At 71.0% G+C, this 20,954-nt stretch carries 20 protein-coding genes and 1 tRNA gene; 8 read left to right on the top strand and 13 right to left on the bottom strand.

Translation table 11 applies throughout. The features are described from left to right. Positions 1-35: 35 nt before the first annotated feature. Positions 36-566, top strand: a complete 531-nt coding sequence (locus FED44_RS03180; RefSeq protein ID WP_111697509.1) for a peptidylprolyl isomerase — start codon at positions 36-38, stop codon at positions 564-566. Between the two features lie 140 nt (positions 567-706). Next, complete coding sequence (locus FED44_RS03175) at positions 707-1,573, top strand: rhomboid family intramembrane serine protease (RefSeq protein WP_138459663.1); 867 nt, start codon at positions 707-709, stop codon at positions 1,571-1,573. Positions 1,574-1,697: 124 nt separating this feature from the next. Here FED44_RS03175 and FED44_RS03170 read toward each other — a convergent pair whose 3' ends face one another. Next, on the bottom strand, positions 1,698-1,943 hold the full coding sequence (locus FED44_RS03170; RefSeq protein ID WP_111697511.1) for a cell division protein CrgA: 246 nt from the start codon (positions 1,941-1,943) through the stop codon (positions 1,698-1,700). Between the two features lie 252 nt (positions 1,944-2,195). On the opposite strand from FED44_RS03170, the gene FED44_RS03165 reads away from it, so the two are divergent. Continuing rightward, on the top strand, positions 2,196-2,750 hold the full coding sequence (locus FED44_RS03165) for an anthranilate synthase component II (protein ID WP_316246843.1): 555 nt from the start codon (positions 2,196-2,198) through the stop codon (positions 2,748-2,750). Positions 2,751-3,023: 273 nt separating this feature from the next. Here FED44_RS03165 and pknB read toward each other — a convergent pair whose 3' ends face one another. From pknB to FED44_RS03130, 7 genes are all read right to left on the bottom strand, one after another. Then, positions 3,024-4,880 (bottom strand): Stk1 family PASTA domain-containing Ser/Thr kinase, encoded by a 1,857-nt coding sequence (gene pknB, locus FED44_RS03160; protein ID WP_111697513.1) that lies wholly within the window; start codon positions 4,878-4,880, stop codon positions 3,024-3,026. A 67-nt stretch (positions 4,881-4,947) separates the two neighbouring features. Then, on the bottom strand, positions 4,948-6,507 hold the full coding sequence (locus FED44_RS03155) for a serine/threonine-protein kinase (protein WP_262367116.1): 1,560 nt from the start codon (positions 6,505-6,507) through the stop codon (positions 4,948-4,950). After that, on the bottom strand, positions 6,504-7,961 hold the full coding sequence (locus tag FED44_RS03150) for a peptidoglycan D,D-transpeptidase FtsI family protein (protein WP_138459661.1): 1,458 nt from the start codon (positions 7,959-7,961) through the stop codon (positions 6,504-6,506). The genes FED44_RS03155 and FED44_RS03150 overlap by 4 nt, the downstream gene beginning before the upstream one ends. After that, positions 7,958-9,307, bottom strand: coding sequence for an FtsW/RodA/SpoVE family cell cycle protein (locus FED44_RS03145; RefSeq protein ID WP_138459916.1), 1,350 nt, complete (start codon positions 9,305-9,307; stop codon positions 7,958-7,960). Before FED44_RS03145 ends, FED44_RS03150 begins: the two co-directional genes overlap by 4 nt. 26 nt (positions 9,308-9,333) lie before the next feature. Next, entirely contained in the window at positions 9,334-10,611 is a 1,278-nt protein-coding gene (locus FED44_RS03140) for a Stp1/IreP family PP2C-type Ser/Thr phosphatase (RefSeq protein WP_138459660.1), read from the bottom strand. Then, positions 10,608-11,072 (bottom strand): FHA domain-containing protein FhaB/FipA, encoded by a 465-nt coding sequence (locus tag FED44_RS03135; protein ID WP_117409876.1) that lies wholly within the window; start codon positions 11,070-11,072, stop codon positions 10,608-10,610. The genes FED44_RS03140 and FED44_RS03135 overlap by 4 nt, the downstream gene beginning before the upstream one ends. 16 nt (positions 11,073-11,088) lie before the next feature. Continuing rightward, a complete protein-coding gene (locus FED44_RS03130) occupies positions 11,089-11,829 on the bottom strand; it encodes an FhaA domain-containing protein (protein ID WP_117409875.1) in 741 nt (246 codons plus the stop codon). Between the two features lie 158 nt (positions 11,830-11,987). Between FED44_RS03130 and FED44_RS03125 the strand changes: the two genes are divergently transcribed. Further along, positions 11,988-12,070 (top strand) — tRNA-Leu (locus FED44_RS03125). Positions 12,071-12,449: 379 nt separating this feature from the next. Here the strand turns inward: FED44_RS03125 and FED44_RS03120 are convergent. Next, complete coding sequence (locus FED44_RS03120; RefSeq protein ID WP_138459659.1) at positions 12,450-13,454, bottom strand: hemolysin family protein; 1,005 nt, start codon at positions 13,452-13,454, stop codon at positions 12,450-12,452. Further along, positions 13,451-14,896 carry a hemolysin family protein gene (locus FED44_RS03115; protein ID WP_117409873.1) on the bottom strand — a complete coding sequence of 482 codons (1,446 nt, stop codon included), beginning with the start codon at positions 14,894-14,896 and terminating at the stop codon, positions 13,451-13,453. Before FED44_RS03115 ends, FED44_RS03120 begins: the two co-directional genes overlap by 4 nt. Positions 14,897-15,153: 257 nt before the next feature. Between FED44_RS03115 and FED44_RS03110 the strand changes: the two genes are divergently transcribed. After that, a complete protein-coding gene (locus FED44_RS03110) occupies positions 15,154-16,437 on the top strand; it encodes an LCP family protein (RefSeq protein WP_244301678.1) in 1,284 nt (427 codons plus the stop codon). A 176-nt stretch (positions 16,438-16,613) separates the two neighbouring features. On the opposite strand, the gene FED44_RS03105 is transcribed toward FED44_RS03110, so the two are convergent. After that, positions 16,614-17,270, bottom strand: a complete 657-nt coding sequence (locus FED44_RS03105; RefSeq protein WP_138459658.1) for a GOLPH3/VPS74 family protein — start codon at positions 17,268-17,270, stop codon at positions 16,614-16,616. 43 nt (positions 17,271-17,313) lie between these two features. On the opposite strand from FED44_RS03105, the gene FED44_RS03100 reads away from it, so the two are divergent. Together FED44_RS03100 and FED44_RS03095 are read left to right on the top strand one after the other, a co-directional pair. Then, the gene (locus FED44_RS03100) at positions 17,314-17,919 is read left to right on the top strand and encodes a TenA family protein (protein ID WP_138459657.1); all 606 of its coding nucleotides are present in this window, start codon (positions 17,314-17,316) and stop codon (positions 17,917-17,919) included. Positions 17,920-17,941: 22 nt separating this feature from the next. Beyond that, on the top strand, positions 17,942-18,820 hold the full coding sequence (locus tag FED44_RS03095; RefSeq protein ID WP_138459656.1) for an Fpg/Nei family DNA glycosylase: 879 nt from the start codon (positions 17,942-17,944) through the stop codon (positions 18,818-18,820). 49 nt (positions 18,821-18,869) lie between these two features. Here the strand turns inward: FED44_RS03095 and FED44_RS03090 are convergent, their stop codons facing one another. Continuing rightward, complete coding sequence (locus FED44_RS03090) at positions 18,870-19,703, bottom strand: alpha/beta fold hydrolase (protein WP_138459655.1); 834 nt, start codon at positions 19,701-19,703, stop codon at positions 18,870-18,872. Between the two features lie 144 nt (positions 19,704-19,847). Here FED44_RS03090 and FED44_RS03085 point away from each other — a divergent pair, with 144 nt between their 5' ends. Further along, on the top strand, positions 19,848-20,171 hold the full coding sequence (locus FED44_RS03085; RefSeq protein WP_117409868.1) for a rhodanese-like domain-containing protein: 324 nt from the start codon (positions 19,848-19,850) through the stop codon (positions 20,169-20,171). 501 nt (positions 20,172-20,672) lie between these two features. Here the strand turns inward: FED44_RS03085 and FED44_RS03075 are convergent. Further along, positions 20,673-20,861 (bottom strand): hypothetical protein, encoded by a 189-nt coding sequence (locus tag FED44_RS03075; protein ID WP_138459654.1) that lies wholly within the window; start codon positions 20,859-20,861, stop codon positions 20,673-20,675. Between the last annotated feature and the right edge of the window lie 93 nt (positions 20,862-20,954).

Genomic DNA, 20,954 nt, shown 5'->3' with positions numbered 1-20,954 from the left:
ACAACTAACACGAGCAACCTAAGGGGGCGGCCCTCGTGGCTGACAACCTCATCGCGAACCTGCGCACGAACCACGGCACGATCCGGGTCCGGCTCTTCCCCAACAAGGCGCCGAAGACGGTGCGCAACTTCGTCGAACTCGCGGAGGGCACCCGTGAGTGGACCCACCCCGAGACCGGCGAGAAGACGACCGCCAAGCTGTACGACGGCACCATCTTCCACCGGGTGATCAACGGCTTCATGATCCAGGGTGGCGACCCGCTCGGGCAGGGCGTCGGCGGCCCGGGATACAGCTTCGACGACGAGATCCACCCGGAAAACCAGTTCAACCGGCCCTACCTGCTCGCCATGGCGAACGCCGGCAAGCGGTTCGGCAAGGGCACCAACGGGTCCCAGTTCTTCATCACCGTCTCGCCGACGCCGCACCTCAACCAGGGCCACACGATCTTCGGCGAGGTGATCGAGGGCACCGAGGTCGTCGACGCGATCGCCAAGACCCCCACCGCCCGGGGCGACCGGCCCGTCAACGACGTGGTCCTCGAAGAGGTCACCATCGAGCGGTCCTGACGCTTCCGGCGATCACGGCGCACAGCGTCCGGCGATCACGGCGCCCCGGCCGCGCGAACGCGCGCGGCCGGGGCGTTTCCGGCTTATAGGCTGGCTGTCGTGGATGTGCCCGCACCGGGACCCGCCCCAGGAAGGATTCCATGACCTCCCAGCCTCCGCCGCCCCCGCAGCCGGGGGCGCACGCCGTACCCACCTGCTACCGGCACCCCGAGCGCGAGACCTACGTCCGCTGCCAGCGCTGCGCGCGCCCGATCTGCCCCGACTGCATGCGTGAGGCGGCGGTCGGCCACCAGTGCCCCGAATGCGTCCAGGAGGGCAACCGGGAGGTCCGGCAGGCCCGCACGACCTTCGGTGGCGCGGTCGTCGCCGCGCCCCGCGTCACCTGGGCGCTGCTCGCCCTCAACGTGCTCGCGTACGCGGCCGAGGTCGTGAACCAGAACGAGGTCATCCAGCGGTTCGCCATGTACTCGCTGGGCGTCCACCTGGGCGAGTGGTGGCGCCTGATCACCGGCGCCTTCCTGCACTCGCCGCCGCCGTCGTTCTGGCACATCCTGTTCAACATGTGGGCGCTGTACGTCATCGGGCCCGAACTGGAGCGCAGGCTCGGCTCGACCCGGTTCGCGGCGCTCTACCTGCTGTCGGCGCTCGGCGGCTCGGTCGCCATCTACCTGTTCGGCACCGTGGCGGTCGGCGCGTCCGGAGCCATCTACGGCCTGTTCGGCGCGTTGTTCGTGGTCTCCCGCAAACTCGGGTACGACGCCCGGGGCGTCCTGTGGCTGATCGGGATCAACGTGGTGCTCACGTTCGTCGTGCCCGGCATCAGCTGGCAGGGGCATCTCGGCGGGCTGCTGACCGGCACCCTGGTCGCGGCGGGCTTCGCCTACGCACCCCGCGGCAACCGCGTGCTCGTCCAGGTCGGCGTCGCGGCGGTCGTGCTGGTGGCGCTGGTCCTGCTCGTCACCGCGCTTCCGCCGTACGGATATCCTCCCGTGGGCATCCGCACCTGAGCGCGTCGCGCGTCTGACCTGGTCGGCCGGGCCTCGCCGTACGGGAGCGGGCCCGGCGGATCGACCGCGCGTCGCACTTTACCCACAGCCTGTGGACAAAGACTGTGGAAAAAATCTCAAACGGCTAACGCCACTTGGTGGACAGCACGACACCCACGATGATGAGCCCGAACCCGATCAGCAGGTTCCAGTTGGCCAGCGCGGAGATACCGGGAACGTTCGGCGCGATGTAGTAGACCGCGATCCAGACGATGCCGACGATCCAGCAGGCCACCATCAGAGGGGCGAGCCAGCGGGGGCTGACCTTCACCGTCTGCGTCTTCTGCGGCGGCGTGTAGACGGGCTTCTTGCGAATCTTCGACTTGGGCACGGGAGCGTCTCCTGGTGGGTACCCGCGCGGTCGTGCGGGCTGGTGTCAATAGCGTAGTCGCCATGGCGGCGAAGTCCCGAGCAAGGATAGTCGGCGCGGGCCCGCCGGGGCGATCCCCGTACGGCATTGCCTTAGGCTGAAAGTCCGATTTCTCCACACCCGAGAACGCCGAACGAGCCGATGACGCAGCCGGAGACAGAGCGGGAGACACAGCGAACGGCACCGCACGGCGCGCCGCCGAGGGTGCTGGTCGTGGACAACCACGACAGCTTCGTCCACACGATCGTGCAGTACCTGCGTGGTCTCGGCGCGGACTGCGACGTGCGGCCGCGCGACCGGGTCACGGTGGGCGACGCCGACGGATTCGACGGCGTGCTCGTCTCGCCCGGCCCCGGCACGCCCGAGGAAGCCGGCGTGTCCGTCCCCCTCGTACGGCACTGCGCCGGGCACGGCCTGCCGCTGCTGGGGGTCTGCCTCGGGCACCAGGCCATCGCCGTCGCGTACGGCGCGGTGGTGAGCCGCGCCCCCGAGTTGATGCACGGCAGGACCAGCCCGGTCCGGCACGACGGGCGGGGGGTCTTCGCGGAGATCCCCTCGCCGGTCACGATGACGCGTTACCACTCGCTCGCCGTGGTCCCGCGGACCGTGCCGGACGCGCTGGAGGTCACCGCCACCACCCCCGACGGCGTCATCATGGGCCTGCGTCACCGCGCCGCCCCCGTCGAGGGCGTCCAGTTCCATCCCGAGTCGGTCGTGTCGGAACACGGCCACCGCCTTCTCGGAAACTGGCTCGCGCGGATCGTGTAACGCTTTCCGCTCTTGTTACGAAGACCAAAGTGAGGGCTTCCGCCATTGCCCCCGAGTGGCGGAAGCCCTTCTCGCGTGTACGGGCCGTTTCCGCCCGACCTCTCAGCCTCACCCGGCCTGCCCGCCGCGCCATGCCCGCCGCACTCTGCCCGCCGCACTCTGCCCGCCGTGCCCGGCGCCGTACGTGAACCGTTCATGAAAGCCGGACGGCGGCCACCGCCGTGCGGTGCCGCCGTCCTCTCGCAGCGTTGTCAGTTCGGTCGGTGGCGCTGCTCAGCCGTTGCCGAAGGGGTCGTCGCCGCCGTCCCCGAGGTCGACGCCGCCGCCGTCGTCCGTCGGGTCGGCCGTCGGTATGTCGTCGACCGGCGGCTGGGTCGGCTCCTCCGTCTGCTGCTCCGGCCCACTGGAGACCGTCAGCGTGATCGTGGTGCCGGGGTTGAGCTTGGCCCCCGGCTGCGGCGACTGGTCGATCACGTTGCCCGGCGCCACCACGTCGCTCGGCCGCTCCGTCGTCTTCACCCTGAAGCCGGCGCCCTCGATCGCCTTCTTGGCGTCCGCCAGCGTGAGGCCGACGACGCTCGGCACCTCCGTCATCTCCTTGGGCACGTAGAGCTTGACGAGGGAGCCCTTGTCGACCTCCTCGCCCGCCTTCGGGTCGGTGTCGAACACCTTGCCCTGGGGCTGCCTGGAGGCCTTCGCCACGACGCTGGCCTTGAGACCCATCTCCACGAGCTTCGCCCGGGCCTCGTCCGGCGCCAGACCGGTCACGTCGGGGATGGAGATCTTCTCCTCGCCCTTCGACACGATGACGGTGACGGTGGAGCCGGGGTCGGCCTCCTCGCCCTCGGCGGGCTCGGTGCTGATGACGGAGCCCTTGGGCACGTCGGCGTTGAACTCCTCGGGCCCGAACTCGACCTTGAAGCCCTTCGCCTCCAGCGCCTGCTTGGCCGCGGCCTTCGTCTGGTTGGTCACCTGCGGGATGGCGACCTTGTCGGCCGTGGACGAGCCGCCGCCGCCGAGGAAGGCGTACCCGACCCCGATCATCGCGCCGATCACCAGGAGCGGGATCAGGATCCACGCGGCCGTCTTCAGCGCGGTGTTGCCGCCGCCCCCGCGCCGCCGCCCGTCGTAGCGGCCGCCGCGTTCCTCGGGGCCGTAGTCGTACTGGGGGATCGCGCGGGTGCCCTGGGTGGCGGCGCCGCCCGCCGTGGTCATCGTCCGGGTGCGGTCCGGCGCGCCGTACGAGTTGTACTGCTGGGTGGCCATCGCCATCGTCTGCGGGTCGACGGGCATGCCGGACATGGCCCGCTGGAGGTCGCCGCGCATCTCGGCGGCGCTCTGGTAGCGGTGGACCGGGTCCTTGGCCATGGCCTTCAGCACGATCGCGTCGGCCCACTGGGGGATCTCGGGGTCGATCCGCGACGGCGGGATCGGGTCCTCCCGCACGTGCTGGTAGGCGATGGCGACGGGGGAGTCGCCGGTGAAGGGCGGCTGGCCGGTGAGCAGTTCGTACAGCACGCAGCCGGTCGAGTAGATGTCGCTGCGGGCGTCGACGCGCTCGCCGCGGGCCTGCTCGGGGGAGAGGTACTGCGCGGTGCCGATCACCTGTGCGGTCTGGGTCATCGTGGCCGCGGAGTCGGCCATCGCCCGGGCGATGCCGAAGTCCATGACCTTGACCTCGCCGTTGACCGTCAACATGATGTTGGCCGGTTTGATGTCCCGGTGGACGATGCCGCCCCGGTGGCTGTAGTCGAGCGCCCGCAGGATGCCGTCGACGAGCTCCGCGGCCCGCTCGGGCATCAGCCGCCGGTCGGCGCGCAGCACGTCGCGCAGCGTCCGCCCGTCGACGAACTCCATGACGATGTACGGCACGGGCGTGTTGTCCATCATGTCCTCGCCGGTGTCGTACACGGCGATGATGGACGGGTGGTTGAGCGAGGCGGCCGACTGCGCCTCACGCCGGAAGCGCGCCTGGAACGTGTGGTCCCTCGCGAGGTCGGAGCGGAGCGTCTTGATGGCGACGACACGGTCCAGCCGGATGTCCCGGGCGCGGTAGACCTCGGCCATGCCGCCACGCCCCACGACGCCGTCGAGCTCGTAGCGTCCGCCGAGTAGTCGTGGCTGAGTCATTTCCTGCACAGTCCCTTGCCGTTCATCGTGGGGTGCCGCCGGTGTCCATCATCGACCTTTTTCCTCATCACTCCCCCTCAGCCGGAGGGTTCGTGTCGGGCGGGGGTTCCGTGGGGCGCGGAGTCTCGGTGGTTTCCTTGGCCGGGGTGGACGTCGGTTCCGAGGTCGAGGAAGAGGTCGGGGACGGGTCCGGTTCGGGCGTCCGGGTGGATGGTGCCGACCTGCTTACGGTAGCCGACGGAGCGGCGGTCGGCTCAGCCGACGTCCTCCGGGCCGTGGGCCGGTGCGACGGCGGCGCCGCCGGTTTGGACACCCGCGCCGGCGACTCGGACGGCGTCGGCGAGGTGGACGACGAGGTCGTGGGCACGGTGGTCTCCCCCGTGTCCGGCGGCGCGTCGCCGATCTGTCCGGCGGTGAACGCCAGCACCCCGATGCCGACCGCGGCGGCGCAGCCGGCCGCGGCGAGGATCAGGGCCGCCGGGCGCCGCCTGCGCCCGCTCGGCGCGGGCCCGCCCGCTCCGGCCGGCTGTCGGACGCCGGCTCCGGGGACACCCGCGGCGGGCGCCCTGCCCGGGCTCGTGGGCCGAGCGGACACCGGGGTCGCGGGACCCGGCGACGGGTTGAGCGGCGAGTTCAGTGGCGAGTTCAGCGGCGTTGTCCGGCCGGGCGCGGGCGGGACCGGCACCGCCCCCAGGGGCCGAGTCCCGCCGGCGGCGTCTCCGGCGGTGCCGCCCCCGATGGTGTGGCCTCCGGCGGCGGGGAACCCGCGGGGGTCGGTGAGCGAGCCGAGCACCGCCGTCGAGGCGGCCGTGCCCGCGAGGTTCCCGCGCAGCCCGCGCACCCGGTCGATGAGCGGCTGCCCGGTCTCCGGCCGCGCGGCGGGATCCTTGGCCAGCATGGACATCACCAGGGCCGCCACCGGGGCGGGCACGTTGCCGGGCAGCGGCGGGGGCGTGTCGTTGAGGTGCCGCAGCGCGAGCGCCACCGGAGTCTCCGCCGTGAACGGCGGACGGCCCGCCAGGCACTCGTACGCCACCACTCCGAGGGAGTAGATGTCACTCGCGGGAGTGAGCGTGTCGCCGGACGCCTGCTCCGGGCTCACGTACTGGGCGGTGCCGAGCACGAGGCCGGTCGCGGTCAGCGGCGCGGCCTCCAGCGCCCGGGCGATGCCGAAGTCGGTGATCTTCACCTGGCCGGTCTCGGTGACGAGCAGGTTGCCGGGCTTGACGTCGCGGTGGATCACCCCGGCCCGGTGGGCCGCGTGCAGGCCCCGGGCCGTCTGCTCGACGACGTCGAGTGTGACCTCCGGCCCGAGCGCGCCGTTGCGGGCGAGGACCGCCGACAGCGGCTCGCCCTTCACCAGCTCCATCACCAGGTAGGCCACGTCGTCGGTCTCGCCGTAGTCGAAGACCTGCGCGATGCCGTGATCGGTCAGGGCGGCGGTGATCCGGGCCTCCGAGCGGAACCGGTCGCGGAAGGTCGAGTCGCCCGCCACGTGGCGGCCGAGCAGCTTGACCGCCACCTCCCGGCCCAGCAACTCGTCGTCGGCCCGCCAGACCTCGCCCATCCCGCCCGCGGCGATGGGGGAGGTCAGCCGGTACCGGCCGCCGAGCACCGTCTCGGTCACTGTCCGAGCACCGCCTGCATGACGTCGTGCGCGATCGGCGCGGCCACCGCGCCACCGGTGGCGTCGTTGCCCGCGCTGCCCGACTCCACGAAGACCGCCACGGCGACCTGCGGGTCGTCGACCGGGGCGAAGGAGATGAACCACGCGTGCGACGGCTTGCCCGGCGAGGTCTCCGCCGTGCCGGTCTTGCCCGCCACGGTCTTGCCGGGGAGCTTGGCCGCGCCGCCCGTGCCGTTCTCGACCACGCTGATCATCATCTTGGTCAGCTCCCCGGCGACCTCCGGGGTGACGGCCTCGCTCAGCGGCTCCGGGTCGGTTCCGTCGATCTCCGCGCCGTCGGGCCCGAAGACCTTGTTGACCAGGAACGGCTTCATCACCGTGCCCTGGTTGGCGATGCCGGCCGCGACCATCGCCATCTGCAGCGGGGTCATCTGGTTGCTCTGCTGGCCGATCGCGGTCTTGGCGAGCTCGGCCTTGCCCTCCTCCTTGCCGATGCTGCTGGCCGCGACCGACAGCGGGATCGCCAGCGGCTGGCCGACGCCGAACTTCTCGGCCTGCTCCTTGAGCTTGTCGTAGCCGAGCTCCATGCCCATCTTCGCGAACGGCGTGTTGCAGGAGATGGTCAGCGCCTCCACCAGCGTCGCCCGGCCGCCGCAGGACTCCCCGTGGTAGTTCGGCAGCGAGATGCTCGTGCCCGGCAGCGGCAGCGAGTCGGGCGCGTCGACCTGGGTGTTCTCGTCTCGGGAGGAGTCGTCGCTGAGGTAGGCCGCCGAGGTCACCGTCTTGAACGTGGACCCCGGGGCGAACGTCAGGTCGATCGCCCGGTTCTTCAGCGGCTTGTCGCCGTCCTTGTCGAGCTTGTTGTACGCCTTGTTGACGACTGCCTTGTTCGCCTTCGCCAGCGGGTTCGGGTCGTACGACGGCACCGACACCAACGTCAGGATCTTGCCGGTCTTGGGCTCGATCGCCACGACCGCGCCGCGCTTGCCCGTGCCCGCCAGGTCCTTGTACGCGATCTCCTGGGCCTTGGTGTTCAGTGTGAGGTCGACGCTCGCGCCCTTGGCGGGTTTGCCGCTGACCATGTCGATGGCCCGGCGGACCACCAGGTCGGGGTGCGAGCCGTCGAGGTAGCGGTTCATCGCGCTCTCGATGCCCGCCGCGCTCTCCGGCGCGAACCAGCCGACCACGTGGGTGAACGGCTTGCCCAGCGGATACTCCCGCTCGAACCGGAACTTCGGGTCGCCGGTGTCGACGGTCTTGGCCAGGGTGGTCTTGGTGTTGTCGGCGGTGATCCAGCCTCGGTCGACCTTGTACCTGGAGTACAGCATCCGGACGTTGCGCGAGTCGTTCCGCAGACTCTCCGCCTTCACCGTGCCCAGATAGGTCACGTTGGCCATCAGCAGGCCGAACATGAGCAGGCAGGCCACGGCCACGCGCTTGAGCGTGCTGTTCATCGCTGCATCACCTGGGTCATCCCCTCGTCCTGGATCGCCTGTGGCGGTGGCCGGCGGGCCGCGTCCGACATGCGTACGAGCAGGGCGATGAGCATCCAGTTGGCCAGCAGAGCCGAGCCTCCCGCGGACATGAACGGCGTCACGAGACCGGTCAGCGGGATCACCCGGGTCACCCCGCCGACGATGATGAACACCTGCCAGGCCAGGAGGAACGACAGCCCGCCCGCGAGCAGCTTGGTGAACGGGTCGCGGGCCGCGAGTGAGGTGCGCAGTCCACGCTGGACGATCAGTGCGTACACCATGAGGATGGCCATCAGACCGGTCAGGCCCAGCTCCTCGCCCAGGGCGTCGAAGATGAAGTCCGAGAAGGAGAACGGGATCTCCCTCGGGTAGCCCTGGCCGAGGCCGGTGCCGAGAATGCCGCCGGACCCGATCGCGAACAGTCCCTGCATGAGCTGGTAGCTGCCGCCCGCCTCGCGGTAGTAGAGGTCGTTCGACTCGGCGTTCAGCCAGCCCTCGAAACGGGCCTCGACATGGCTGAAGATCTGCCCGGCCAGCATGGCGCCGCCCACGAACAGCAGCAGGCCGATGAGCACCCAGGACGTGCGCTGGGTGGCGATGTAGAGCATTGCGATGAACGTGCCGAACAGCAGCAGCGAGGTGCCGAGGTCCTTCTCGGCGACGAGGACCGCGATGCTGACGCCCCAGGTGATCAGCACCGGGCCGAGGTCGCGGGCGCGCGGCAGGTCGATGAACAGGAGCCTGCGACCGGCCAGGGCCAGCACGTCGCGCTTGGCGACGAGATAGCCGGCGAAGAAGACGACCAGGGCCAGCTTGGCGAACTCGCCCGGCTGCAGGGAGAACGGCCCGAGGTTCATCCAGATCCGGGCCCCGTAGTGTTCGGAGCCGACCACCGGCAGCACGGGCAGGATGAGCAGGACGATCCCGGCGAAGCCGGCGGTGTAGGTGAAGCGCTGCAAGGCGCGGTGGTCCCTCAACACGATCAGCGTCGCGGAGAACATCACCACACCGAGCGCCGTCCACATGAGCTGGTTGGTGGCCGAGGCGCCATCGATACCGGTCTGCTCGATCCGGTAGATCATCACCAGGCCGATGCCGTTGACCAGCGTCACGAGGGGAAGCAGGAGAGGATCGGCCCACGGCGCGAACTTGGCCAGCACCAGGTAGGCCGCGAGCATGAGACCGCCGAGGCCGAGGCCGTAGCCGAGCATGCCGGACGGGACCTTGCCGTTGATCCCGAGCCCGACGCTGGCGTACGCGCCCATCACGATCAGTACGGCGAAGGCGAGCATGCCCAGCTGGGCGCCGCGCCGCTTCGCGGTCATCGGTACGGGCGTGGCTTCGACAGCAGTCACTTAGCGGACCTCGTGGGGGTCGGTGTCGCCCCGGTGTCCGTCGTGGACGTCGCCGAGGCGCCGAAGTTCTTGATCCTGGTTATCCCGGCCTGGAGGTCGTCGACCGGGATGCCGGTGCGGACCTGGTCCTGCTGGACCGCGGGCAGCGCCGAGACGCGGATGTCGTCGGTGTAGGCGACCTTCTTGAGGGACACCGGCCCGACCTCCGCGTCGACGCCCTGGAAGACGACGAGCCTGTCCCCGCTGGCGCCTATGTAGAACTGGCTCTGGGTCCACTCGTAGCCGAAGTAGCCGCCGAGCCCGAGCGCGACGGCGACGACCAGCACGCCGGCGGCGACCTTCGGGCCCGAGCGGCGCTTCCGGGCGCGACGCCCCGACGACTGAGGGTCCCGTACGGGTTCGTCGTCGAGGTCGTCGTCGGTGATCACCGGCTGCGGCGCGGTCACCGTGGCGGCCCGGCCCGCCGGCGTGTCGGGCGGCACGGTGGAACGCCCCCGGCCGGAGCCGGCCGCGCCCACGACCGCCGCGGCCAGCGGCGGCGGCTGCACGTCGTCCACCTCGATCACGTCGGCGACCACGCAGGTGATGTTGTCCGGCCCGCCGCCCCGGTTGGCGAGGTCGATGAGCTGCCGGACGACGTCCTCGGGATCGTCGATCGTGGTCAGGGTGAGATGCAGGGTCTCGGCGCTGACCACGGTGGACAGGCCGTCCGAGCACAGCAGGTACCGGTCGCCCACCTGGGCCTCCCGGTCCTGCAGGTCGGGATCGACCTCGCCGCTGCCGTCGAGCGCCCGCAGCAGGATCGAGCGCTGGGGATGGTTGGCGGCCTCCTCCTGGGTGATCCGCCCGTCGTCCACCAGCGACTGCACCAGTGTGTGGTCGTGCGTGATCTGGTACAGCTCGCCGTTCCTGAGCAGATAGGCCCGGGAGTCGCCCACATGGACCAGGGCGAAGCGCGGGCCGCTCCAGAGCATCGCGGTGAGGGTGGTGCCCATGCCCTTGAGGCTCGGGTCCCGGGCCACCATCGCGTGCAACTGGTGGTTGGCGTCCCGGACCGCCGCCTCGATGGCGCCGAGCAGGTCACCGCCGGAGGCGTCCCGGTCGAGGGACGACATTGCGGCGATGGCGACCGAGCTGGCCACCTCGCCGTGAGCATGCCCGCCCATGCCGTCGGCGACGGCCAGCAGGCGGCCGCTGGCGTACGCCGAGTCCTCGTTGCCTTCACGGAGGAGCCCGACGTCCGAGCGAGCGGCGTAGCGGAGTGCGATGGTCATTTGCGCAATTCGATGACGGTCTTGCCGATGCGGATCGGAACTCCGAGGGGCACCGGGGTCGGGCGGGTCACTTTCGAACGTTCGAGGTACGTGCCGTTGGTGGATCCGAGATCTTCCACGATCCACTGGCCGTCCTGCGGAAAGAGCCGGGCGTGCCGACTCGAAGCGTAGTCGTCGCTGAGTACCAGCGTGGCGTCGTTCGCCCGGCCGATGGTGATTGGCGTCTCCGTGAGGTTGATGATGGTCCCTTGCAGGGGGCCACCGGTGACGATGAGCTGACGTGGTTCGCCCTTTTTGGGCTTGGACACCGGTCGTGGTTGCCTGGCCGGTTTCCGTGGGGGGGCGGGAGCCGTGCGCGAACCGAACAGGTCTGTCCGGATGACGCCGACCGCGGCGATCACGAAGAACCACAGCACCGCCAGGAAGGCGAGCCGGATCAGCAGCAGCGTTAGCTCGGACATGGACCGTTTGTTACCTCTAATCGCGCCGGAACACCAGTGTCGTGCGGCCGAGGGTCACCCTCGTCCCATCCTGCATCTCGACCCTGCGGACCGGCTGGCCGTTGACGAAGGTGCCGTTGGTCGACCCCAGGTCCACGAGCACGACCTGTGGCCCCTCTACCCGTAGCTCGGCATGATGCCGCGATACGCCGGGATCCACCAGTCGTAGATCACAATCGGTTCCGCGTCCCAGCAACGTCACCGGTGTGGTCAGCTCGTACGAACGCTGCCCCTGGGGGTCGTCCTGGGTCGAGACGAGCAGCCGGGGGCGGCCCTGGAACGCGCTGGGCCGGCTGGCGGGCAGGTCGCTCGGAGGCTGCCGGATCTCGTCCTGCTCGACCGTGGCGCCACGGATCACGCCCGACCGGATGCGGAACAGCCCGACCGCGAGGTCGTCGGCGGTCTCGAAGCGCACCCGCACGGGCCCGACGAACGAGTACCCCTGCTCCTTGGCGTACTCCCGGGCGAGCGTGGCGAGCTCGTGGCTGATGCTGTCGGCGTACACCTCCAGGCGCTCGCTGTCGGTCGTCGACAGCTCCACCACGAAGTCGTTCGGCACGAGCGTGCGACCCTGAGCGACGATCGCGGCGCGCTCGTCCATCTCCCTCTGCACGGCGCTGGCAACCTCGACCGGCTGGAGGTCGGACTTGAACGCCCGCGCGAAGGCCCCTTCAACCATCCCTTCGAGCCTGCGCTCGAAGCGCTGAAGGACTCCCACCGGATACCTCCCTTCCACTCGCGTCTATGGTCGCGACCGCTCCGGTGCTTCGCTGAGCTCCATCGCATCGTCGTTGATGAGGATCGTATCCGGGTTCGGTAGCACGGGCGGATACGTGCTAACCTTTCCAGGCACCCAGAGATGGGGGCCAACCGCAAGGGCAAGTGGCGGAATGGCAGACGCGCACGGTTCAGGTCCGTGTGTCCGAAAGGACGTGGGGGTTCAACTCCCCCCTTGCCCACGAGAAAGCAGCCTCGCACGGTCGGAAGCAAAGCTTCCTCCCGGCGGGGCTTTCTCTTTGTGCCGCCCAGGGGGACGACCCCCTGGAACCCCCGGCCGGACAAGCCGCGTCGCACGGTCGGAAGCAGAGCTTCCTCCCGGCGAGGCTTTCTCTTTGCGCCACCCAGGGGGACGACCCCTCGCTTGGAAGAGCCCTGGCCCCACGTGGTCGGGAGTGAACACACGTCGGGCATCTCCTTCCGGCCCGTACGGCGTCGGGCCCCGGTCCACAGGTCGTGACGCGCCGGGGGCCCCGATGATCGGGCCCCTCGATCGCGCACTGCACATTCTCCGGAGACCGGCTTTCAAACCACTTTCCGCGCGCTTGCGAGTCCGGCGGGTCAGGCCACCAGCAGCTCGCCCAGCAGGGTAGTGAGATCGATCACACCGACGGGGGCGCCGCCCGCGTCCGTGACCAGCCCGAGCTGGGCGTGGGCCTCCTGGAGCAGGGTCACGGCGTCGGAGATCGTGGTGCCCTTCGCCATGCGGGGGACCGGGGTCGCCAGCTCACCGGCCCGGTGATCGGGCCGCACGACGGCGTCGCGGACGTGGCACACCCCGACCACGTCGTCGGGGGTGACCACCAGCATGCGCAGGCTCCCGACCCGCGCCGCCGTCCGCCGTACGAGCTGGGCGTCGGCCCCGGCGGGCACCGACGGCGCCTCGCTCACGGGCACCATGAGGCGCTCCACCGGCTGGGAGTGGACCCGCAGCGCGCGGGTGAGCAGGTCGTGCTCGTCGCGGTCGAGCATGCCCATCCGGCCCGACTCGGCGACCAGCATGGCGAGCTGCCCGGGCGTCCGGGTGGTGGCGAGCTCGTCGCGCGCGTGCACGCCGAGCAGCCGCAGGATGCCGTTGGTCACCGCGTTCAGCGTGGCCAGGACCGGGCGGACGATCCAGGCGAAGCCGCGGAACGGCAGCGCCAGCCCCATCGCGGCGCGTTCGGGGTGGGTGAGCGCCAGCGACTTGGGCGCCATCTCGCCCACGACCATGTGCAGGAACGTCACCAGGGCGAGCGCCACGACGTACGCGACCGGCGTGCGCAGCGACTCCGGCAGCAGCGCGAGCACCGGCTCCAGCAGGTGCTCGATGGAGGGCTCCGCGACCATGCCGAGGCCCAGCGAGCTCAGGGTGATGCCGAGCTGCGCCCCGGCGAGCATGAGCGACAGCTCGCGCCCGCCGCGCACCGCCGCCCGAGCCGTGATCTTGGCCAGCCGGCCGCCGCCGGCGGCGATCTCCTCCAGCCGGTGCCTGCGGGCGGACACCAGGGCGAACTCGGCCGCCACGAAGACGCCGTTGGCGGCGAGCAGGACGATGCCGAGCAGGACTCCGGTCAGCGAACTCATGCCGGCCTGCCCTGGAACAACGCGGAGAACAGCTCGGGGGCGTAGTAGGCGCCGCCGGAGGGCTCATGAGCCGCCACGCGGGCGTCCTCGGCCTCCCGCCGCTCCCCCGCCTGCGTCGACAGCCGGATCCACTCGGGGACCCGGCGGCGCACGCTCTGGACCGTGAGCACGGCGTGCCGCGTGTCCTCCTCCTCGTCATCGAAGAGGTGCGGTTCGGGCACGAGGGGGGAGACGACCTCGTCGCCCGGCTCCGCCATGCGGCCGAGGGCGGCGAGGACGAGCCCGGCGACGGTCTCGTAGTCCTCGCTCTCGGGCAGCCGGACATGGGTGGCGCGTTCGACCTCGTCGAGGCGGAGCGTGCCCGGCACGTCCCAGACGTGGTCGCCGCGCCGCACGACGCCGAGGGGTTCGGGGTCGTTCTCGTCCACCAGTTCGCCGACCAGCTCCTCGGCGAGGTCCTCCATCGTGACCACGCCGGCGAGCCCGCCGTACTCGTCGATCACACAGGCGAACGTCTCGCCGGCGGAGGTGATCCGGCGCAGCAGCTCGGGCAGCGGCAGCGTCGCGGGGACGAGGACCGGCGCGCGGGTGATGCCGCCGACGAGCCCGTCGGCCGGGGATCCGGCCTTCAGATACTCGGTCAGCCCGGTCACGCCGACGACGTCGTCGGCGTCGGTGCCGAGGACGGGGTAGCGGGAGTGACCCTGGGTGCGCAGGGCGTCGAGAAGGTCGGACACCGGCCACTCGGCGCGCAGCGAGACCACGCGCGGGCGGGGGACCATCACGTCCTCCGCGGTGCGGTCGCCGAACTCCAGCGCCCGCTCCAGCGTCTCGGCCAGCCGGGGCGGCAGCTCCCCGGAGGCGGCGGACTCCGACACGATGCGCGACAGCTCCTCGGGGGTCGCGCCGTGTTCGAGCTCCTCCACCGGCTCGATGCCGAACAGGCGGACTAGTCTGGTCGCCGCCGTGTCGAACAGCCGGATGACGGGCCCGGCGACCGCCAGGTAGATCTCCGTCGGCCGGCCGAGGGCCTTGGCGACCTCCTCGGGCCGCGCGATGCCGAGGTTCTTGGGGGCGAGCTCGCCGATGATCATCTGGACGACGGTGGCGATCACGACGCCGAGCGCCACGGCGACGCCGGGCACGGCCGCGCCGGGCAGCCCGGCCGCCTCCAGAGGGCCGCGCAGCACGCCCGACGTCGCGGGCTGGGCGATGAAGCCCACCAGCAGGGTGGTGACGGTGATCCCCAGCTGCGCGCCGGAGAGCATGAACGACAGCCGTCCGGTGACGTCGAGGGCGCGGCGGGCGGCGTCGTCGCCGGCCGCCGCCTGTTCGCGCAGCGCGCCGCGGTCGGCGGCGACGAAGGCGAACTCCTGCGCGACGAAGAACCCGGTGGCGAGGGTCAGGACGAGAACGGCAAGAAGACCGAGGGCGGCGCTCATCGGGCGGCCGCCGTATGATCATGAGAGCCCGTGCCGAGGCACGGGCCGGTACTCCAGGGGTCCGGAACGGACACGTCGATCCTTTCGCGTGGTTCGTATACCACCGTAACGGCTGGAATCTCTCCTGTGTTTCCCGGCGGCGTTTACTGGCTGCTTAGAAGCCGCCTGAGTACCGTGAAGGAGGGGGCCCATCGGCAAAGAGTTCCGCCGGTGAGGTCAAAGCGGTGGTCAGGACGCTGAGGGGCTGGGGATTTCACGTGGCCGACGAGAACGAGGCGACCCGGGCGATCCGCCGCCCGGCGGAGCCCCAGGCTGCCCCGCTCGGGGCGCCCGGGTCCGGGAACCGGGCCGAAGGGCCGGGCGGAGCGTCCGGGAGGGGGTCCGGCAGGGACGACACGGTCCCCCGCGCCCGTTCCAAGGTGTACGGCAAGCCGCGCTCGGGCAGCGCGCCGGTCCGCCGGATCGGGGGGAGCGGGCGGACGCCCAGGGACCCGGAGGACGCCCCGCACAGGGACGGCGGCGGGTCCGGTGGCGGATTCAGTGGCGGGTCGGGAGGCGGGCGTGGCGGTGGGTCCGGCGGCAGGCGTGGTCCCCGGGTGACCGGCAGGGCCGTCGTCCGGATCGTCGTGGTGCTGCTGGTGCTCCTGCTGGTCGCCGCCGTCGCCGGGTATTTCCTGGTCAGTGCCAGGCTCCACTCGGTCGAGGCGATGACCGACTACGACGGGCGGTCCGCCGAGACGCCGGGCGAGGACTGGCTGCTGGTCGGCTCCGACAGCCGGGCGGGCCTCACGGCCGCGCAGCGCAGGAAGCTGGCCACCGGCAAGGCGGTCGGCAAGCGCACCGACACGATGATGCTGCTCCACATCCCGGAGGACGGCCGGCCGACGCTGGTCAGCCTTCCCCGCGACTCGTACGTCCCCATCGAGGGGCACGGCAGCGGCAAGCTGAACGCGGCCTACGCCTTCGGCGGGCCGAAGCTGCTGACCAGGACGGTCGAGCGGGTGACCGGCATCCGGATCGACCACTACATGGAGATCGGCTTCGGCGGGTTCGTGGGCATCGTCGACGCGATCGGCGGGGTCAACATCTGCGTGAAGCAGGACATCAACGACCACAAGGCCGGGATCAACCTCAAGAAGGGCTGCCAGGACATGGACGGCGGCACCGCGCTCGGCTACGTGCGCACCAGGAAGACCGGCGCCATCCCCGACTTCGACCGCACCCAGCGGCAGCGGGAGTTCTTCTCCGCGGTGGTCCAGAAGGCGGCGAGCCCCGGCACGCTGCTCAATCCCTTCACCTCGGTGCCGCTGGCGCTGAACGCGGCCGACTCGGTCGCCGTCGACCCCGGCACCGGCCTGTTCGACCTGCTGTCGGTGGGCCTCGCCATGCGCGGCGGACCCGTCACGACGGCTGTCCCGATCGGCTCGCTGCCGACCATCGGCGGTCAGGCCGTCGTGAAGTGGGACACGCAGAAGGCGCTGCGCCTGTTCGAGGCGCTCGCCGCCGACAAGCAGGTCCCCAAGGACGTCATCACGAAGTGACGCCGCGGCCGCCGCGCCGTCCCCGGCGCCGTTCCTCGGCGCCGGTTCCGGCGCGGCCCAGCGGAGGCTCGGGGGAGGCTTGGCGAGGGCGCGGTGGAGACCCGGCGCGGCTCGGCCGAGGCGCGGCCGACCCCGCCGGCACCCGGCCGGGTGCCGACTGAGGCCCGAGCGGAGGGTCAGTTGATGGACGCGGTGGTCGCGGCGGTGGTCGCCGCGGTCGTGGCCGCCAGGACGGCCGCGTGCACGGACGCGATCGTCCTGCGTACCGCCTCGCCGGCCCACTCGCCCTGGGCGATCTCCTTGACGCGGCCCTTCGGCGCGTCCGGGAACGCCTCACGGTCGAGCTTCGCCGCGTGGACGACCGCGATCAGCGCCGCGGTCCGCTCGTCGGGCTGGGCCCCGGCCAGCACGTTCCGGACGCGGTCCCGCACCGCCTGCTCATGGCTCGGATCGAGCTCCGGATAACGGGTGGTGGGGAAGATCCCGAGGATCTTGCCTTTCTGCTCGCTCAGCACGCCGCGTACGGCGAGTCGGGTCAGCAGCCGCTTGCGCAGCCCGCCCATGCGGAGCTTGCCCACCCACCAGTCCGCCTTGTGCCGCCGGGACTCACCGGAGATCCGGGCCAGCGCCTGGTCCAGCTCCTCGTCCCCCAGCGACGCGTTGTCCGTGACCACCAGCTTCTTGTCGTCGAAATCGACGCGCCCGGTCACGGCGAGTTCGGCGACCACGGCTCCCGCCAGGGCGGCGTCGAGCTCCACGGACCCGATGACCGGCTTCCCGGTGTCCTCCCGGTAGGCCAGCAGCAGCACTTCCTCGGCGATCGTCAGAGTCACGGCATCGAGCCTAACTCTTCCCTTACCGCGAAAATGAGTACTTATGGGGATATCAGCGGACCTGCACGCCATCGGACGGCCGATGCTCGACGCCCAGCTCGCCCACCCGACCGTACGCGGCATCGCGGCGGGAGACCTGCCCGAGCCGGTCTTCCGGTCGTGGCTGGAACAGGACTACCTGTTCCTGCTCGACTACGTCAGGGTGTTCTCCCGGCTGGCCTGGCAGGCGCCGGACGGCCACCTCGGCGACCTGGTCGACCTGGCCCACGCGACCTGGCACGAGGAGCTCGACCTGCACCGGTCGCTGGCCGCTGGCTTCGGCGCCGACCTGGACGGCGCGGTGAAGGGCCCGGCCTGCGCGGCGTACACGTCGTTCCTGCTGGAGGCGGCGGCCGGCTACGGCGAGGGGCTGGCGGCGCTCTACCCCTGCATGTGGGGCTACTCGACGCTCGGGCGGCTGCTCGCCGAGGAGCCGCCCGCCGAGCCGCGTTACCGGGCATGGGTGGACACCTACGCCGACCCCGGCTTCGCCGCGCTCGCCGCCCGGATCGGCGAGATGATCGACGAGGCGGCCCCGGACCCGGCACGCGCCCGGGAGCTGTTCGTACGCGGCATGGAGCACGAGCTCGCGTTCTGGGACGTGCCCTGACGGCTGCGATTAGTGTGGGGACATGCCGGAGCTGCCCGAGGTCGAGGCGCTCGCCGGGTTCCTCCGCGAGCACGCCGTCGGCCACGCGATCATCGGGGTCGACGTGACCGCCTTCCAGGCGCTCAAGACCGTCGACCCGCCCGTCACCTCGCTCGGCGGACTGCCGATCATCGCGGTGGCCAGGCACGGCAAGTTCCTGGACCTCGACTGTGACGGCCTGCACCTCGTCACCCACCTCGCCCGCGGCGGCTGGCTGCGCTGGCGCGACGACCTCACGGGCGCGAGACCGGTGCGGCCGGGGAAGGGCCCGCTCGCGGTCCGGGTACGGCTGTCGCCCGGCGAGGACGGCCGCGCCCCCGGGTTCGAGCTGACCGAGGCGGGCACGCAGAAGCGCCTTGCCGTGTACGTGGTGCGGGACCCCCGCGACGTTCCCGGGGTGGCCGGGCTCGGGCCCGACCCGCTCGCCGAGGAGTTCACGCCCGACCTGCTCAAGACGATCGCCGGCGGGAGCCGGGCCCAGATCAAGGGACTGCTGCGCGACCAGAAGGTGATCGCGGGCATCGGCAACGCGTACTCCGACGAGGTGCTGCACGTCGCGCGGATGTCCCCGTTCAAGGTCGCCGGGACGCTGACCGACGGCCAGATCGCCGACCTGCACGACGCGATCGTGAGCACGCTGCGGGACGCGGTCGAGCGGGCCCGCGGCCTGGCGGCCAAGGACCTCAAGTCGGAGAAGAAGTCGGGCCTGCGCGTGCACGGCCGCACCGGCGAGCCCTGCGAGGTGTGCGGCGACACGATCAGGGAGGTGGCGTTCGCCGACTCGTCGCTGCAGTACTGCCCGACCTGCCAGACGGGCGGCAAGCCGCTGGCCGACCGGCGGCTGTCGCGGCTGCTGAAGTAGGCCCGCGAGGAGGGCCGGCCCCGGTGGAGCCGCTCCACCAGGGCCGGTGTCAGGCCCGGAGGAACTCGGCGATGGGCCCGGCCTGGCCGAAGACGGCGTGACCGACCTGGGGGAGCAGGCGGACGGTCGCGTGCGGGACGGACTTACGGACCCGCCGCGCGGTCTGGTGGGAGTCGATCATCGCGTCGCGGTCGCCCGCGATGACGAGGACCGGCATGGTGAGGCCGCGCAACGCGTCGTCGGAGAACACCGGAAGCCTCTCCCTGCGCGGGTTGAAGTGCGTGAACGTCAGGACGACGGCGTCGAGCGCCTGCCGGTCCCGCTCCCCGTCCAGGCCCGCGACGGCCATCGCCGACTCGCGCACCCCGCCACCCCCGAACGGGCGGGTCAGCAGGGCCTTGAGGATCCAGCCGACCTTCTGCCGTCCCACGCCGCCGGGGCAGATCAGGGCCAGGCGGGTCACCCGTTCCGGGCGGCGGACGGCGTAGTCCAGGGCCATCCAGCCGCCGAGTGAGGTGGCGACGAACGCGGCGCCGGCGATCCCGAGCCCGTCCAGCACGTCGTCGAGCCAGAGCGCCACGGCGTCGGAGTCCAGGGCGGGGCGCGAGGGCGCGCTCAGGCCAGGCTCGCCGACGAGGTCGACGGCGTAGGTGCGGAAGTGGCGGGACCAGGTGGAGACGTCGCCCCGCCACATGGACGCGTTGGCGCCCGAGCCGTGCAGCAGCACGAGAGGCGGCGCGTCGCGGGGGCCGGAGACGAGGACGAACGTCTCGCCCTCGCGAGTCGGCACCCGTACGTGCTCGGCCGGAACCGGCCAGGCGTCCAGCACCCGCCGGTAGTGGTGGAGGATCTCCCGTCGACCGGCTTCGGATTTGTATATCATCACTCCTCAAACATACGTCATAAAGGGACGTATAGGGAAGTTTGGGGAATCTTGTCGCCCTCATGCGGGCCGCGGGTGGACCACCGTGGGTCACAGCTCCCGGCGCGGGCCCGGGCATGGGTGGCGTGCCGCCAGAATGGGCGCATGACATTGCCGGAAATCGCCCCCGACGCCCTGCCCGAGGGCGCGTACCTGCTGGACGTCCGCGAGGACGAGGAGTGGCGGGCGGGACACGCCCCGGAGGCCGTGCACATCCCGCTCGGCGAGTTGCAGGCGCGGGTGGACGAGGTGCCGCCGGACCGGCCGGTGTACGTCGTCTGCCGGGTCGGCGGACGGTCGGCGCACGCCGCCATGTGGCTCAACCACATCGGCCGGGAGGCCGTCAACGTGGACGGCGGGATGATGTCCTGGGCCGCCGCCGGACGTCCGATGGTGAGCGAAACCGGAGGGAACCCCTACGTCGCGTAGGAAAAGGGGGATGTAGACCGCGTAATCAACATGCTGGTCGGCGACACCCAGCGGATCACCGAGTACGCCAAGAAGGGCTTCGCCGTCGAGCAGCCGTACCCGGATGGCGTCGATGGGGCCTTCCAACGGCTAGTAGCTGCCGGCTTCGTAAGTCGCTTGGTTGGACGTTGAACGAGCGAGTGCTGGCCGGCAGCCTCATCGCGCTCGGTTCGCCTGCCGACTGACCTGCGACGGCTGCTCCGCGCGCGTTGAGCTGCCCTTTCAGCGCTCGCCGGTTCTCATCGTTTCGCATTGCTTTTCGCGTTCATGTGCCCTGACTGTGCCCTGGAGCCTCCCGGTACCTGCCCGCGCTGCTGGCTGGCGCATCGGCATGACCGCCTAAACGGGAGCCAGTCACGAGGTAGAGGGCTTCCCGCCCTGCTCGCTAGGTGGTTGCGGCCCGGCCGTGGGTGCCTGTGTGAGGTGGTGTTGCTGTACTTCGCTGCTGTAGCCAGCAGTTCGCTACCGCTTCTGGACCCGGTACTGCTGCAGCAGCGCGGTGATCTTCTCGCTGTTCTTCTCGCCGTTCAACTCGTTCAGAAGGTCGTCGGGGCATAGCTCGTAGAGGTCACCCCACCAGCGACGGGCCTTGTTGTCCCAGATCCGGTAGCCGCCGGGCTCGCCTCTGGCGACGTATCGCCTCCTGCTCACACGCAGAGAGTAGGCCCTATAGGAGGACGGCACACGCCTGAACGTAGGGTCGCTTCCTTATCAGGCAACAGCGACAGTCGTTCGAACTGGCCT

The sequence above is a fragment of the Microbispora triticiradicis genome (assembly GCF_005864065.1).
Lineage (GTDB): Bacteria > Actinomycetota > Actinomycetes > Streptosporangiales > Streptosporangiaceae > Microbispora > Microbispora triticiradicis.
This window is presented reverse-complemented; position numbering and strand designations above follow the sequence as displayed.